Raw genomic sequence first — 14,348 nt, forward strand, 5'->3', positions numbered from 1 at the left:
CCGAGATGCCGCGTACACTGCGGCCTCTCAGTTCAGGCTATTATCAACGCTTCATGTTGATGACAGTCTCGAGCATCTCATCGCCAACCGTGATAACCTTCGAGTTGGATTGGAAGCCCCTCTGCGTCACGACCATGTCAGCGAACTCGTTGGCGATATCGACATTCGACATCTCAAGCGCCGACGGTGTAAGGGTCAGACCGAGAGCACTGACCGTCTTGATGTTCGCCGTGCCCGAGTTGTTCGACTCAGTATAGAGATTCGCGCCCGCCTTCGTGAGACCCGGCGCATTATCGAACTGCGCGACAGCTACCTGCGCCAGTGCACGTTTCTCACCGTTCGTGTAAGTGCCCGTGAGGATGCCGCTCTGATCGGTATTAATCTCCTTCAAGGTGCCTGCAGCATGTCCGTCGTAGTCTGCCTTGATCGTATCGCTGCCGCTGTACTGCGTAAGGCTCTTGAGATCGACCGTAGCCGTCATCGTAGGCACGGGTGACGGAGGTGTCGGCGACGTGGAACCCGCACCGTTCTCCAACGTGAGTTCCGGATCTCCTGCACCCGAGGCGTATTTGCCGTTCTGGTCGAACTTCAACCTCTTCGTGGTCATCTTGACCGTCGTCCACGAACCGTCATCTTCCTTGATGGAGCATTGACCCAGAGGATCAAGCGCACCGCCGGATGTCGTCGCCGGACTCAAGGAGACTTCCCATTCATCGTACTTCAAGGGAGGCGTGCCGGTACCTGGCACTTTCGTGAAGAGGAACGGCACCTTGTGCAGATTGCCGAGGCTGTCGTAAACATTGGCAATCGTCGTAATCGGCATGCTGCATTTCGTGCGATACTCATAGTTACTCTTCGCTGTGACCGTCTGCGTCGTGCCGTCAGAAAGGGTCAGCGTCAGCGATGTATTCGTCACGCCATCCACCTTGGCAGGACTGGCGACCACGGCCCCCGTCTGGTTGCGAATCGACGTAATCGTCGGCACAGACGAATTCATGTTGCCCTTATAGCTGATCGTCGTCGTCGCCTTCGCCCCCATGCTGCGCATGGCATCCTTGATTTTAATTCCCTCGGGCGTACCCTTTGTATCGATGCTACCGTTCTCATCGGCGTTCCAACCGACGACGTGGTAACCCGAACCCGGCACGACATAGTTGTAGTTCGCATCGAAGGAGAAGTTGCCCGCGCGCGTATAGTACTTGTCCTTGCCTCCCGCGTCGCGTGAAACAACGAAGAGACCGTTGCCCGAAAGAGCCAAATCCGTATTCTTTCCCGTAGCCTGCGGCGAGGCATCATTAAAGAGCAGGTCGACACTCGCGACGCCAACACCAAGACCAATCTGCTTGGGGTTCGTACCGCCGACGGTTCCTGTCGGCGCGGCAGCGCCCGCTTGCATCTGGTAAAGCGTGTCGGCAAACGTCACGCGGCTCGACTTGAAGCCAATCGTGTTGACGTTCGCGATGTTGTTGCCGATGACGTCCATGCGCGTCTGGTGGCTCTTGAGCCCCGATACGCCGGAGAAAAGAGAACGCATCATAATGTATCAATCTCCTTTATTTGGTGCAGCTGGAAGGGCGGGCGAACCCGCCTTCCCCGGCTCGCTTCTGTCAGTCGGCGAGCCAAAGCCTCCCGAAGGACCAGCTCAGAGAATCGCTGCACTGTCGATGTTCGTGAAAATATTGTCCTTGGCGCTCATGCCGTCCATGGCCGTGATGACCGTCCTGTTCCTGATGCTCACGACGAGCGCGACGTCGTTCATATAGATCAGGGATTCCCTTGCACCCTTCAAAGCCATCTTGCTGACGGCATCATCGAGTTTTGAAAGTTCTTCGTCGCTGAGGTCGATACCGCGCGCTCTCATGCGTTCTGCGGCATGAGCCGAAAAGCTGACCTCGGACTTGGCTCTTTCGAGCTCCGCTGCAAAGGACGGGGCATTCTTCTGCGATGCCGGCTGCTTTGCGGCAGGCATCTGCGGCAGGAGCGGCTGGGACGAAAGGTAAATTCTTGCGTCAGCCATATTCTCCTCCGTGCTTCACGTTCCCGATGCGGAGGCTTTCTTCGTCGACGGATCGGCAATCGCTTCAATTTCCGAAACCTCGACCTCATGCAGCTTGCCCTTCGCATCCTGCGCGACGACCATCGGCTTGCCGTTCAAAACCTTAACGCCTCGGACATTTCCTGCAAAGGTTTCCGAATTGGTCTTGGGATTGCCCTCCGCATCCTTCGTCTTCGTCACGTGTGTCCACTGGATGTTCTTGCCGATCATATTGCTCAAAGAGCCGACAAGCACGGAGCTGTCGATGTTCGATACAAGCTTCGAGACGTTTTCAAAGCCTTTGACCATCTGTGTCATCTGCTCGAGCGACGAGAACTGCGCAAGCTGGGCAATGTACTGCGTGTTATCGTCTGGGCTCAGAGGATCCTGATGCCTAAGCTGCGTGACGAGAAGCTGCAGGAAGGCGTCCTTGCCGAGCGAGTCGTTCTTCTTTGCCGTCTTTGTTTGAGACGCTTCATACTTGGCACGATCATACTTCACACCGTCGACCGTGACAGTATTGAGATTCGTTCCGTTCATACCTTTCTCCTTTCTTCATTATCTTGAAATCATCAGACGCGATAGTCCACACCATCCTGTGCGAGCACTCCCTGCTGCGCATTCGCTGCGAGAGCCTGCTGTTCCTCTTCAAAGGATGCAAGAGCCTGCTGAGCGTCACGTCCCTGGCTGCTGCCCTGACCGCTATGCTGTGCATAACGAGCGTTCGCGTCCTGCTGACCATCCATCAGCGAATTGTCGCCAAGACCTGCATAAACGCCAACATTGTCGACCTTCAATCCCTGCGCCTGCAGCTCGTGTTTGAGCTGGATCATCGAAGTCTCGATGATGGCGCGCACAGAAGCATTGTCCGTGTGGAACGTCGCATTGACCGCGCCGCCTGCGGCGACGGAAACCTTGAGCGTCAGTTCGCCAAGATGCTCGGGCTTCAAGCGGATGACCATCTCTGTCTGTTCGGGCATGCGCAGAAGCCTTGCCTGCTCGACGATCTGCCTTGCCACCTCGTAGTCTTTCTGTGGAGCTGCGGGTGCTGTCGGCTGCACTTCGGCAGTTTCCTGCAATGCAGTCTGGAACGTCACGCTGGGATTCGCCTGGGAAGCATGACCCACTTCCTGGACTCCCTGCGGAGTCTGTGCAGCTTCTGTAAAAAGCTGCATGGCAGAGCTCGCTTTCGGCTTCGCTGTGCTTCCACCCAATGCCTGTGTTGCTGCAGTCTGGAAAAACACATCGTTTTCCTGCGCCTTGTCATCCTGTGGTGCCTGCTGCTCGTTGAAGAACCCGGCAAAGTTCCCATTCGAAGAACTTTGTGTCAGATCTTGCCCCCCTTCTGCTAGATTAGCAGACTGCATCGGAGCGACCTTGGTGTCCATAGCCGAAACAGGCAGCGGCGTCGCTTCTCCATTCAGAGTCGAAGGAGCTGCAGTCTGACGCGAGTTTTCTGTTGTCCCCGTCGTGACCGAAGTCATCGGCTGTCGGGCCAGGGTACGCAAAAGCGCATCGGGCAATTCCGCGTCAGCTTCCGCCAAATTCATATCCGCCAGCAAAGAAGCCTCCATCGATTCTGCAGTGAAGATGTCCGCTTCTATCTGCGACGCCGGCAGCAAAGTCCTGCGAGGAAGCGCTCGGAGCAAGTCCTGTTCCGGCTTTTCGCTGCGTGAAAGCAGTGCAGCAAGATGGTTTATATCCGCAGCCTTGTTCTGAGGCTCCTCCTGCATCTTCGCAGCGCCAGCGCCGACCTTGTCCTGCAAAACTGCCGCCTTTGTTTCATCCACGGGCATCTCGTCCTGTGGCGAAAGTTCCACGTCCCCTTGTTGTATTGCAGCTTCGTCCGGCAAAGCGATTGATGCAGACCCTGTTACCTCCTCCACGGACGCGGGCAGCGCCGTCAAAATGGACGCTTCCAGCTGTGTGGCTTCACCAACAGCAACGAAGTTCTTCACCGCAGCATCCCCTTCAACGGCCTCCACGGTTTCCACCGCTTCTGCCGCCGGATTCCCAGTACTGAGATCCGCTTGTTTCGTTTGCTGCGAAGCAGCAAGCGATGCAGCCAAAGGATCCTTTTCCATGCCTTCCACCGCCTCGGCAAGACTCTGTTTCAGCGTCTTGAGCTTTGCAAGCGTCTTGTCGAACGACGGATTCTTCGCCCCGCGATCAGCCGTCGTCCCCGCCTGACTTGCAGGACGCACAGCCTCGACGGCATTCGCCTTCATCGTCGTATTCGGTGCTGGTGCAACATTCATGAGATTCACCTGTACATCATTCATCTTTATCACCTCCTTTCAAATAAGCTTATATAGCATCAGGCAGAGCCTGCTGCTTGCTGTTTTCATTGCGCCGTCTCATCTGTCGTCTGACTTTCATCCGCTGCATTCTGTGGATTCTGTCCTTGACGGTCGAGGGGCGAGATGACCTTCTTTGGCACGCCTGTATACATGAGTTTCGTCAAACGAGCCGACTGGTCGGCATCCATCGCAGCAAGTGTTTTCGCCGCCTGTGATTCATCCATCTTCTGTAAGATGGCAACAGAGAGATCATCGTCGAGATCTTTCATGACCTCGGCCGCCTGCTGCGGTTTCATCTCGTTGTAAACGCGCGCGAGCTTCGAGACACGCTTCTTCTCCTGCGCCTCGCGCTCCTTCATCTGCTTCTCGATTTCTTCCTTCGTCAGCACCTTGGGTTTCGATGTCCCTTTTTCCTTATCTTTGTCGGGATTCGGCTTGCTGTCCGTCATTTCTTCCTTCGTCTTTCCCACCGACTCTTCCTTCGGCATCTCTCCCGTCTCAGGCGCAGGCTTTACGAAGAATTCCCCGATGATAGGCATATCGTATAATTTCAGTTTCTCATTCATCGTACTCGCATCAAAGATCTGCAAGTACACGCCGAGCAGGAAGCCTCCCACGACAAGCACGAGCAGCAATATTGCGGCGAGTGCGATTTTGACCATCTTCTTCATTTCGGGCTTCTGCTCCTTTCGGGACTGCGCAGGACTCTCCCAGCGAAAAGTCCCTCCTTCATTCCCCGCATCTCTTTATCGATAGAGGTCGAGAACCTTATTCACATAATTCTGCGTCTCAGCGTAAGGCGGTACGCCGCCGTAGTCCTTAACTGCCTGAGGACCTGCGTTGTAGGCAGCAATCGCTTTCTTCATGTCGCCGCCGAAAGTGTCGAGCATCTGCTTGAGATAATGCGCACCGCCCTCGATATTCTGTTTCTCGTCGTAGGGATTAACACCGAGCGCTGCCGCCGTATCTGGCATCAACTGCATGACGCCAACGGCTCCAGCGTCGGATACCTCGCTCTGATTGCCGCTTGATTCCGCTTCTGCGACAGCAGCGACGAGGCGCGAGTCAAGTCCGTACTTCGCCGCGGCTTCCTGGATGAATCGTGTCGTCTCATTCGATGCGCTAGAAAGCTGTGTGGAAGCCTCAGCGGGCGTCATCTTTGCGGTATCCGCCTTTGCTGTCGCTCCTCCCCCAACCGTCTGCGACGGGGTCGCACCGTCGTTCTTCTTGAGTTCAGCATCCAATGCTCGCTGGAAGCCGACCGTCGTGCCGGGCACGGGACCTTCGATGCCGAATCTCCTCTGGATTTCAGATATTCTCGCCTGTATTGCCTCAACGCCCGAGAGTTCCATCACGTTCATTCTCCTTATCCTACACGTTTATACCCCGCATATAGAGCTGCAAGCCGATCTCATCCAAAAGTTTCTGCTCCTCGAGGAGTGCCTCTTCCTTGTATTGCTGAAGCCGCTTCGCCTTGAGTTGCTCGATGCTCTTAAGCTTGTTCATAATCAGCAGGAGTGCTTTGAGTCTTTTTTGCCGTTCCGCGCGGCTTCTGAGAATCCGCTCCTGTTGATTTTCAATCTGTCCCCTTTTCCATTCAAAGAAACTGTTGAACGTCAAGAGACGTCCGAGGGAAATCGTATGTCCGTCCGTCAATCGATCATAATCCTTCTTGCCTTGCTGCATTTCTGCCAGAAGTTCACCAAGTTTCTCCTTGTCCGCTTCGAGCCTCCTCGACGCCTCAGCAAACTGCACTTCGGCCTCTTCCTTTTTCGAACGTGTGACCTTCAGCAGGGTTTCCAATTTGAAGCGAAATCTCTTCATCAGGCGCACCCCTCATCAGATTGCTTCCAACGCCTTTTCCGTCTCTTCGTAGGAACTCTGTTCGAAAATCCCTTGGCAGAGAAAGTCGTTAATTGCATCGATCTTCGCGACTGCTGTATCGATCTTTTGGCTCGACCCCTTGACATAGGCACCGATGTGAATGAGATCCTCCGCCTCCTTGTAGACCGCCATCAAGGCGCGCAAGTTCTGCGCCGCCTTGAGGTGTGCATCATCGACAACCTCGTTCATGACGCGCGAGACACTCGCGAGCACGTCGATAGCAGGGAAATGGTTCTGCGCGGCAATGGCACGCGACAGGACGATATGACCATCGAGGATGCTGCGCACGGCGTCAGCGATCGGCTCGTTCATGTCATCGCCATCGACGAGCACAGTGTAGATGCCTGTGATCGACCCTTTGCGGCTCGTCCCTGCACGTTCCAAGAGGCGCGGCAGGAGTGCGAACACCGACGGCGTATAACCGCGCGTCGCCGGTGGCTCGCCAATTGTCAGACCGACCTCGCGCTGCGCCATGGCGAAGCGTGTGACGGAATCCATCATGAGCACGACGCGCTTGCCCTGGTCACGGAAGTACTCGGCGATGGCGGTCGCCGTCATCGCTCCCTTGATGCGTACGAGCGCCGGCTTATCCGACGTAGCGACGACGACGACGGAGCGCTTTAAGCCCTCCTCGCCGAGGTCGCGTTCGATGAACTCCTTGACCTCGCGCCCGCGCTCACCGACGAGCGCAATGACGCTGATGTCGGCTTCCGTATTGCGCGCGATCATGGAGAGGAGCGTCGACTTGCCAACACCCGACCCTGCCATGATGCCGATGCGCTGCCCATCGCCGAGTGTGATAAGCCCATCGATGGCACGCACGCCAACGTAGAGCGAGTCTTGTATGCGCGGCCGTTCGAGCGGCGACGGTGGATCAGCCTGCAGTGGATAGTCGCGCTTGCAAAGGAGCGGTCCCTTGCCGTCGATCGGCTCGCCGAGTCCGTCAAGGACGCGCCCCAGAAGTTCCAGGCCAACTTGCACCTGCAAAGTCTTCTGTGCCGAAACGACCTCGCAACCAGGACCGATTCCCTGCATCTCGCCGATGGGCATCAGCAGCACATGTCCATCGCGAAAGCCCACGACCTCTGCCGGTATCGGTTCGACATGTGGGAAGCGCGACTTCACATAGCAAAGTTCTCCCATGCTCACGTTCGGCCCTGCAGACTCAATAACAAGTCCGATGACCTGCACGATCTTGCCGCTCATCTTGATTGACTCGCAGGTGCTTACGGCGTCGAGGAACTTTTGCACGTTGATGCGCAGACGCCCATCCCCCGTCAGGACGGCGTCGCCTCCGTCGTCAAAGACGACAGACTGCACCTCGTCCTCCCATGATGAAGTTTCCCATTCAGAAGCCCCGCGAACTTCCTGCAAGTCATTCATAGACACACTTCCTGTATTGCTTTCTTCACCAATTCGATCTGCGTCGCCAAACGCGCATCGACATTGCCATTCGGTGTCTCAAGCACGCAGTCGCCAGGCTTGAGTCCGGCATCCGACTTGACGAGGAGCACCGCCTGTCCTTCAAGCATCTGCTGAAACTCCGACTGTGCCATAAGCACGAATTCGTAGGAGTCCGGCGCGACGTAGACAACGACTTCCGCCTGATCGCGCACCTTCATCAAGGCCTTGCGCACGAGAGGCAGGACGATCTGCGGCGCATCGATGAAATGCTGCGGCAGGATCTGCTCGACGACGTGCATCGCTATACTTGTGACATCCTCTTCCGCCATTTGCAGATAGGTTTTGCGAGCTTCAAGCGCCGCACTCATCAAGGCACCCGCCTTATCATTCGCCGCCGCAAGGATGTCCTCACACTCTTCTGTGGCCTTCTTCATCCCCGCTTTGTGCCCTTCTTCGAAGCCTTCCGCTTTGCCCGCTTCGCGCGCCTCTTCCTTGATTTCCTCGGCGAGATTGCGCGCATCCGCCTCGCTGCGTTCGCTCGCGTACTCGGCATCCTGCACCATCATCGCACACTTCTCGCGCGTCTCTTCAAGCAAGCTCTCTGCCTTCAGCTCCTTTTCTCTTACATGGGCAAGGCGCTCGGCAAGCGATTCCTCCGTAACACCCTCTAGTTCCTTCGGGAGCACCTTGGGCTTCGGCGGTGGAGGCGGTGGCTCAACGATACGAGCTTCTTCCTGCCACATCGTGGTTCTGATTATCCTAGACAATCATCTCGTCACCCTTTCCACGCGCAACGACGATCTCACCCTTGTCCTCCAAGCTGCGGATGACATTGACAACCTTCTGCTGCGCCTCTTCGACGTCGCGAATCTTGACAGGACCCATAAACTCGATTTCTTCACGCAGCATATCGGCTGCGCGCTTCGACATATTCTTGTAGAGCTTGTCGGCAACTTCCTTTGGCGTAGCCTTGAGGGCGAGCGACAAATCCTTCGTGTCGACCTCTCTGAGCACCATTTGCAATGAGCGATCGTCGAGTATGACGATGTCCTCGAAAACGAACATGAGGCGCTTGATCTCTTCCGTAAGTTCGGGATTGTCGACCTCGAGTGTTTCCGTGATCGTCTTTTCCGTCGTACGGTCGACGCGGTTCAGGATCTCGACGACAGCCTTTACGCCGCCCGCCGAGGTGAAGTCCTGCGTGACGAGCGAGGACAATTTGCGCTCCAAGACCTTCTCCACCTCTCGTATAATGTCCGGTGACGTGCGATCCATCGTCGCGATGCGCTTCGTGACCTCCGCCTGCTTGTCGGGTGGCAGAGATCCCATGAGAATCGCTGCCTGATCGGGATCGAGGTAAGCCATGATCAGAGCGATCGTCTGCGGATGCTCATTCTGAATGAAATTCATGAGCTGACTTGGATCGGTCTTGTGTAAAAAGTCGAACGGACGCGCCTGCAGGCTCGCCGTCAGGCGACTAAGGATGAGCTTCGCCTTCTCTGTACCAAGAGCCTTCTCCAAGATATTCTGTGCATACTCAAGACCACCGGCCGACAAGTAACTCTTCGCCATGAGCATCTGGTAGAACTCACTGATGACCGCCTTTTTCTGGTCAGCCGGTATCTTCTTCTGATTTGCGATTTGAAGCGTTACAGACTCAATCTCTTCCTCATTCATATGTTGGAAGAGAAGCGCTGAACTCTCGGCTCCGAGCGCGATGAAGAGAACTGCCGCTTTCTGCCGCCCCGTCAAGGGCGGATTCTTCTGTTCCGCCATATCAATCATCCCCCGCAAGCCACTGCTTGACCAGCATAGCCGCGTCTTCCGGCGTATGCATGATCATCTCTTCGATCGCCTGCATCTCGGTCAGTTGGCGCTGCTCTTCTTCCGTAAGCTCTTCCTCCGTAACCTCGCCCGCCTCGATCTGCGCAGCGCGTTCCTCGGCGAGACGCTGTCTCTCGAGCTCTTCCTGACGGCGCTGCTCTTCGATAGCCTCCTGCTCCAAACGTTTCTTGCGGCGATACATGAGGATGCTGCCGACGATCAGTGCAATGACGAGAAGGAACGCGGCGAGCTGCAGGTAAAACTCGCGGTCGAGTCGATCGCGTTCCGCCTGTTCGTCGGCGAGCTTTTTGTCACGTGCCTCGGTGCTGAACGGCAGCGGCTCGACGGAGACCGTATCTCCTCGATCAGGATTAATGCCAGCGGCGGAACGCACGGAGCGCAGGATGCTCTCCTGCTGTGCTTGCGTCACATCGTCATTGACGAGGACGGCGACCGTCAAGCGGCGAATCGAACCAGGCGAGGCAACAACCTTGCGCTTCTCCTCGTTGACCTCGTAATTCGTCGTATTCTCCTTGCGCTCATACTGTGCCTGTGAGTTGTTGTTCTGTTCCACATAGCCAGGCACATTGGACTGTGTACCGGCAGGGCCGCCAGGCTGCGTCGATGTGCCAGCATAACTCTCGCTCGTGGTTTGCTGGCTGCGCACGATGCCCGACTCATCGACGACAGGCGTGTAAATCTGGGAGTCCGTCGTCTTCTGGTCGAAGTCAAGCTCAACGCTGATCCGTACGAACGACTTGCCCTCACCGAGCGATGCATCAAGAAGGCTCTGGACGTTCTTCTGCAGATTGTCCTGGACTTTCTTTGTCATCTCCATCTGCGTCAGCGTCTTCTGACCCACACCGTCATCATTGTTCTCATCGGGATCGTTCAAGATCTTGCCCGACTCATCAACGATCGTGATATTTTCAGGCGTCAATCCCTGCACACTATGTGCAGCAAGATTCACAATGCCCTTAACCTCTTTCTTGGACAACTGCATGTTCGCCTTGAGCTTCAGCATGATAGATGCTGTCGCCGGCTTTTCATTTTTCTTGTAAAGGCTGTCCTCCGGCAGGACGATGTGTACGCGTGCCTTCTCAACTGCGTCGAGCTGTTCGATCGTGCGCGTAAGTTCGCCTTGCAGCGCCTGCAGGTAATTAACCTTGTTTTGGAACTCCGTCACGCCGAGCTTACTGTCATCAAAAAGTTCGAAGCCCTTATTACCCCTGGGCAGACCTTCGGCAGCCAAATCCAGGCGCGTGCTGTCGACGCTCTTCGCAGGAACGAGGATCGTCGTGCCCTGCCCGCCTTCCTGTATCTCGTAATTCACCTTGTTCTCTTTGAGCTTCGCCGCGACTTCGCCGGCATCCTTCGCTTCCATATTTGTGAACAAGGGCACCATGTCCGGCTTGCCGCCATAGATGATGCTGCCGGCAACAATGGCAATGAATACGAGAGCTGCGGCGCCGATGATCATATATCGCTGCCGCTTGCTGTAATTATTCCAGAGCTCCAGGTAGCGCTCTTTCCACTCTGCCATTTCCTCAATCCCTTCGCCTCAATATGCTTGCCGAAGCCCTGCCTGGCTTTGGCTGATCGTTCCTGCCCAAGGCTTAGACCTGCATGCGCATAATTTCCTGATAGGCCTCAACCGCACGATTTCGCACCTGCATTGTGAGCTGCGTGGCAATGCCCGCTTTCTCACTCGCAATGACGACTTCGGACACATCGGTAATGCGTCCTGCCGCAAGTTCCATATTGAGTCGTTCGGACTCCTTGATCAGTCCGTTGACCTCGCCAAGGGAGTCCGTAAGGAACTCATGAAAAGGTTTCACTTCCCTCTGTTCGGTCTCCCCCAGATGACTTTGGCCAGTCATCTGCACCGGCGTCATTTGCAGCGCTTCCACCTGCATGTTCTTTCCACCTCAATCCGTAACCGCTTACTATTTCCGGTGCACGCGTCGTGCAGCCTTTTTCTTTACTTGCCGATATTCAGCGCATTCTGCGCCATACCCTTGGCGGCGTTGATCGCCGTCACATTCGCCTCGTAGGCACGCGAAGCCGTAATCATGTCCACCATCTCCTGCACGATATTGATGTTTGGGCGCTCGACATAGCCATCCGCATTCGCATCAGGATGGCCGGGGTCGTAAACCAGTGGTCCCTGTGACCGATCTTCTTCAATCTTCATGGCACGCACACCATTTCCCGCCTGATTATCGAGTTTCTGGCGCAAGGTAGAAGCGAAGTCCGCCTTACCTCTCTCACGCGGCTGAAAAACGACGTAACGCCTGTGATATGGACCGCCCTCAACTGAACGTGTCGTGTTCGCATTCGCGATATTGTTTGAAATCACATCCATGCGCAGACGCTCCGCCGTAAGTCCGGAAGCGGAAGCATCGATTCCTCCAAACATACTCATTTTTCTACTCTCCTTGCATCATCCGAAATCCTGCATCACACACCCGGCGAATCACTGCCCGGTAATGACGCTTCTCATCTGAGAGAACCCAGCCCCGACCTGCCTGGCCAAAGCATTGAAGTACAGGCTGTTCTTGGCCAGAGACGCCATCTCGACATCAATATCCACATTGTTTTTGTCGTAACGCATGGAAGATGACTGGTCCAGTTCAATCTTCGCTAAAGCCCTGCCCCGGAAAGAAATGGGCATGTGGCGATCATGCGTGCGCACAATCTTGAGCCCGCCCTCAGCATCGAGATCAAGCTCCTTCGCAAGAAGATCCTCGAACACGACGTTGCTCTTCTTGAAATTCGGCGTGTTAACATTGGCGATGTTGTGGCTGATGACCTCTTGTCGAAGGTTCGCCGCCCCCATACCGCGCTGCATAACGTCGAGCGCCCTGTTGCCTACGATTTGCTCCAGCATTGCGGTGTTCCACATCCTTTCCCTTAACTCTCTCTAAAGTTCGACGGAATGAGAAAAAATCCTTTTCCGCCGAACTTCTTTTTTCAAAAAGGCGAAGCAAAAGCAAACTTGCTTCGCGTACAGGCTGAAAATCATTACCCAAATCTATGCATCGTGATTAACAAATTTATCCATCGTGATTTTGCACTTTCTATTCTACCATAAAATCGGAAATGATTCACTCCATTTCTCAGTTTTTTTTAACGACTGTAAAATAGTCCTATAAGAGACAAGAAAAAAGGGGCGGGTTCATGCCTCGGCATGCCCCAGACCCCTTCCTTGTTTCTTCAGTTTTCCACCCGTTGAAGTTCTTCGAGCAAATAAGGATTGAGCACCTTGATGTGCGTTCCCTTCATGCCGAGTGACTTCGATTGAATGAGCCCCGCCGACTCGAATTTTCTCAGCGCATTGACAATAACGGAGCGCGTGATCTTCGCGCGGTCCGCAATCTTCGAGGCGACGAGCAGTCCCTCGGAACCTTCCAGTTCGCCAAAAATGCTCTTCGCCGCCTTGACCTCCGAGAAGGAGAGCGTCGCCAGAGCGATCTGCACCGTCGCCTTCTTGCGTGCCTCGATCTCGATCTGCTGCGTGCGGTCGCGCAGCATCTCCATGCCGACGACCGTTGCGCCGTACTCGGCAAGGATCAGATCGGCTTCCGTAAAGTCCGTGTCATACTTCGCGATGATCAATGTGCCGATGCGGTCACCTACACCATAGATCGGCACGATCGTGGTATTCTTTCCCTCAAATCGACAGTCCGTATCCTCCGTGAAGGCACAGATTCCCGTCTTCGACTTCAAGTTCGGCGAAGTCTCGTCCATCTTCAGCAGCCAACTCACATACCGCTTGGGAAAGTTTCCTTGCTGCACGACGTTCGCAAGCATCAGGTCGCACTCGAAATCATCGATGAAGGCATGCCCGAAGATCTTGCCCGCCTTGTTCACAATATAGACATTCGCATCGATCACCGCACTCAAGACACGCGATATGCTGTCGTACTCGACGCTTTCCGCGCGCTGCAGCAGACGGTTGATCTTCCTCGTTTTCTCCAGTAATGTCGCCATGCAAACTCCATTCCTTTCTCCACGGCAATACGACTTCCAAATTCAGGCTATTGCCTGCACCTTCATTTTAACACATTTTTCTAAATAATCAAAGATGCGGGAAAGAAATGTTGAATTTTTCTTGATTTTTTCGTCAATGACACACGAGACGCCCACACTTTCATGTCAAGCCGACCATCACCTCGCGGAACACCTTGCCCAAGGAATCGTGAATCACGAGATCCGCCCTTTCGTCCGCCTTCGTCGCCGTCTTGTTGATGAGCACGAGACGCCTGCCTTTGAAACAGCGCAGAAGTCCCGCCGCTGGATAGACGACGAGCGATGTGCCACCAACAATGAGGAGATCCGCCGCAGAAATCGCGCGTACGGCAGCGTCAAGCACATCGGCGTCGAGGCTTTCCTCATAGAGCACGACATCTGGCTTCACGATGCCGCCGCACTTCGTACAATGCGGTACACCTTCGCTCGCCTGCAGAAACCTTTCATCATAAAACGCACGGCAGTCCATGCAGTAACTGCGCCGGATCGATCCATGCAGTTCCAGCACGCGCGAAGAGCCGGCTTCCTGGTGCAGTCCGTCGATGTTCTGCGTGACGACGGCCTTGAGTTTTCCCATGCGCTCAAGTTCGGCGAGCGCCTTGTGGCAATCGTTCGGTTTTGCTTCCGTATAAACGAGCCGCTTGCGATAAAAATCGAAGAATTCCTCAGGGCAGCGCTCGAAAAACGTATGCGAGACAAGCTCTTCGGGAGAAACGTGCTGTGCGAGCATCTTGCTGTAGATTCCTGTGGCGCTGCGAAAATCTGGAATGCCCGATTCCGTCGAAACGCCGGCGCCGCCGAAGAATACGATGTTGTCACTTTCCTTCAATAAATCATGGAACACGGCGATCTTTTCATTCTCCATTGCT

16 protein-coding genes are annotated in these 14,348 nt (G+C 55.1%); all 16 read right to left on the minus strand.

Features of this window, described 5'->3' with window-relative positions:
* Positions 1 to 43: 43 nt before the first annotated feature.
* Positions 44 to 1,537, minus strand: coding sequence for a flagellar hook protein FlgE (locus RWS31_RS02990; RefSeq protein ID WP_314595976.1), 1,494 nt, complete (start codon positions 1,535 to 1,537; stop codon positions 44 to 46).
* Positions 1,538 to 1,642: 105 nt separating this feature from the next.
* Entirely contained in the window at positions 1,643 to 2,017 is a 375-nt protein-coding gene (locus RWS31_RS02995) for a TIGR02530 family flagellar biosynthesis protein (protein WP_314595977.1), read from the minus strand.
* A 15-nt stretch (positions 2,018 to 2,032) separates the two neighbouring features.
* Positions 2,033 to 2,575, minus strand: coding sequence for a flagellar hook capping FlgD N-terminal domain-containing protein (locus tag RWS31_RS03000; protein WP_314595979.1), 543 nt, complete (start codon positions 2,573 to 2,575; stop codon positions 2,033 to 2,035).
* A 32-nt stretch (positions 2,576 to 2,607) separates the two neighbouring features.
* Complete coding sequence (locus tag RWS31_RS03005; RefSeq protein ID WP_314595981.1) at positions 2,608 to 4,317, minus strand: flagellar hook-length control protein FliK; 1,710 nt, start codon at positions 4,315 to 4,317, stop codon at positions 2,608 to 2,610.
* 62 nt (positions 4,318 to 4,379) lie between these two features.
* Positions 4,380 to 5,006, minus strand: a complete 627-nt coding sequence (locus tag RWS31_RS03010) for a magnesium transporter MgtE N-terminal domain-containing protein (protein WP_314595983.1) — start codon at positions 5,004 to 5,006, stop codon at positions 4,380 to 4,382.
* Positions 5,007 to 5,081: 75 nt separating this feature from the next.
* Positions 5,082 to 5,687: a lytic transglycosylase domain-containing protein gene (locus RWS31_RS03015; protein WP_314596284.1), complete on the minus strand. Its 606-nt coding sequence runs from the start codon at positions 5,685 to 5,687 to the stop codon at positions 5,082 to 5,084.
* Positions 5,688 to 5,706: 19 nt separating this feature from the next.
* A complete protein-coding gene (locus RWS31_RS03020; RefSeq protein WP_314595985.1) occupies positions 5,707 to 6,159 on the minus strand; it encodes a flagellar FliJ family protein in 453 nt (150 codons plus the stop codon).
* A gap of 15 nt (positions 6,160 to 6,174) precedes the next feature.
* A complete protein-coding gene (gene fliI, locus RWS31_RS03025; protein ID WP_314595986.1) occupies positions 6,175 to 7,602 on the minus strand; it encodes a flagellar protein export ATPase FliI in 1,428 nt (475 codons plus the stop codon).
* Complete coding sequence (locus RWS31_RS03030; protein ID WP_314595988.1) at positions 7,599 to 8,366, minus strand: FliH/SctL family protein; 768 nt, start codon at positions 8,364 to 8,366, stop codon at positions 7,599 to 7,601. The genes fliI and RWS31_RS03030 overlap by 4 nt, the downstream gene beginning before the upstream one ends.
* Before the next feature lie 16 nt (positions 8,367 to 8,382).
* Positions 8,383 to 9,399 carry a flagellar motor switch protein FliG gene (gene fliG / locus RWS31_RS03035; protein WP_314595990.1) on the minus strand — a complete coding sequence of 339 codons (1,017 nt, stop codon included), beginning with the start codon at positions 9,397 to 9,399 and terminating at the stop codon, positions 8,383 to 8,385.
* A 1-nt stretch (position 9,400) separates the two neighbouring features.
* Positions 9,401 to 10,990: a flagellar basal-body MS-ring/collar protein FliF gene (fliF, locus tag RWS31_RS03040; RefSeq protein ID WP_314595992.1), complete on the minus strand. Its 1,590-nt coding sequence runs from the start codon at positions 10,988 to 10,990 to the stop codon at positions 9,401 to 9,403.
* A gap of 73 nt (positions 10,991 to 11,063) precedes the next feature.
* Positions 11,064 to 11,363 (minus strand): flagellar hook-basal body complex protein FliE, encoded by a 300-nt coding sequence (fliE, locus tag RWS31_RS03045; RefSeq protein WP_006191290.1) that lies wholly within the window; start codon positions 11,361 to 11,363, stop codon positions 11,064 to 11,066.
* A gap of 65 nt (positions 11,364 to 11,428) precedes the next feature.
* Positions 11,429 to 11,872 carry a flagellar basal body rod protein FlgC gene (gene flgC / locus RWS31_RS03050; RefSeq protein ID WP_314595994.1) on the minus strand — a complete coding sequence of 148 codons (444 nt, stop codon included), beginning with the start codon at positions 11,870 to 11,872 and terminating at the stop codon, positions 11,429 to 11,431.
* 51 nt (positions 11,873 to 11,923) lie between these two features.
* Entirely contained in the window at positions 11,924 to 12,337 is a 414-nt protein-coding gene (gene flgB / locus RWS31_RS03055) for a flagellar basal body rod protein FlgB (RefSeq protein WP_314595996.1), read from the minus strand.
* Positions 12,338 to 12,663: 326 nt separating this feature from the next.
* Positions 12,664 to 13,440, minus strand: coding sequence for a GTP-sensing pleiotropic transcriptional regulator CodY (gene codY, locus RWS31_RS03060; protein WP_314595998.1), 777 nt, complete (start codon positions 13,438 to 13,440; stop codon positions 12,664 to 12,666).
* A 160-nt stretch (positions 13,441 to 13,600) separates the two neighbouring features.
* Positions 13,601 to 14,344: an NAD-dependent protein deacylase gene (locus tag RWS31_RS03065; protein ID WP_314595999.1), complete on the minus strand. Its 744-nt coding sequence runs from the start codon at positions 14,342 to 14,344 to the stop codon at positions 13,601 to 13,603.
* Between the last annotated feature and the right edge of the window lie 4 nt (positions 14,345 to 14,348).

It is taken from the genome of uncultured Selenomonas sp. (assembly GCF_963528755.1).
Lineage (GTDB): Bacteria > Bacillota > Negativicutes > Selenomonadales > Selenomonadaceae > Selenomonas.

Coding starts and splice junctions, on each gene's coding strand:
- RWS31_RS02990 (WP_314595976.1), bottom strand. CDS start 1,537: ATGATGCGTTCTCTTTTCTCCGGCGTATCGGGGCTCAAGAGCCACCAG.
- RWS31_RS02995 (WP_314595977.1), bottom strand. CDS start 2,017: ATGGCTGACGCAAGAATTTACCTTTCGTCCCAGCCGCTCCTGCCGCAG.
- RWS31_RS03000 (WP_314595979.1), bottom strand. CDS start 2,575: ATGAACGGAACGAATCTCAATACTGTCACGGTCGACGGTGTGAAGTAT.
- RWS31_RS03005 (WP_314595981.1), bottom strand. CDS start 4,317: ATGAATGATGTACAGGTGAATCTCATGAATGTTGCACCAGCACCGAAT.
- RWS31_RS03010 (WP_314595983.1), bottom strand. CDS start 5,006: ATGAAGAAGATGGTCAAAATCGCACTCGCCGCAATATTGCTGCTCGTG.
- RWS31_RS03015 (WP_314596284.1), bottom strand. CDS start 5,687: ATGGAACTCTCGGGCGTTGAGGCAATACAGGCGAGAATATCTGAAATC.
- RWS31_RS03020 (WP_314595985.1), bottom strand. CDS start 6,159: ATGAAGAGATTTCGCTTCAAATTGGAAACCCTGCTGAAGGTCACACGT.
- fliI (WP_314595986.1), bottom strand. CDS start 7,602: ATGAATGACTTGCAGGAAGTTCGCGGGGCTTCTGAATGGGAAACTTCA.
- RWS31_RS03030 (WP_314595988.1), bottom strand. CDS start 8,366: ATGTGGCAGGAAGAAGCTCGTATCGTTGAGCCACCGCCTCCACCGCCG.
- fliG (WP_314595990.1), bottom strand. CDS start 9,399: ATGGCGGAACAGAAGAATCCGCCCTTGACGGGGCGGCAGAAAGCGGCA.
- fliF (WP_314595992.1), bottom strand. CDS start 10,990: ATGGCAGAGTGGAAAGAGCGCTACCTGGAGCTCTGGAATAATTACAGC.
- fliE (WP_006191290.1), bottom strand. CDS start 11,363: ATGCAGGTGGAAGCGCTGCAAATGACGCCGGTGCAGATGACTGGCCAA.
- flgC (WP_314595994.1), bottom strand. CDS start 11,872: ATGAGTATGTTTGGAGGAATCGATGCTTCCGCTTCCGGACTTACGGCG.
- flgB (WP_314595996.1), bottom strand. CDS start 12,337: ATGCTGGAGCAAATCGTAGGCAACAGGGCGCTCGACGTTATGCAGCGC.
- codY (WP_314595998.1), bottom strand. CDS start 13,440: ATGGCGACATTACTGGAGAAAACGAGGAAGATCAACCGTCTGCTGCAG.
- RWS31_RS03065 (WP_314595999.1), bottom strand. CDS start 14,344: ATGGAGAATGAAAAGATCGCCGTGTTCCATGATTTATTGAAGGAAAGT.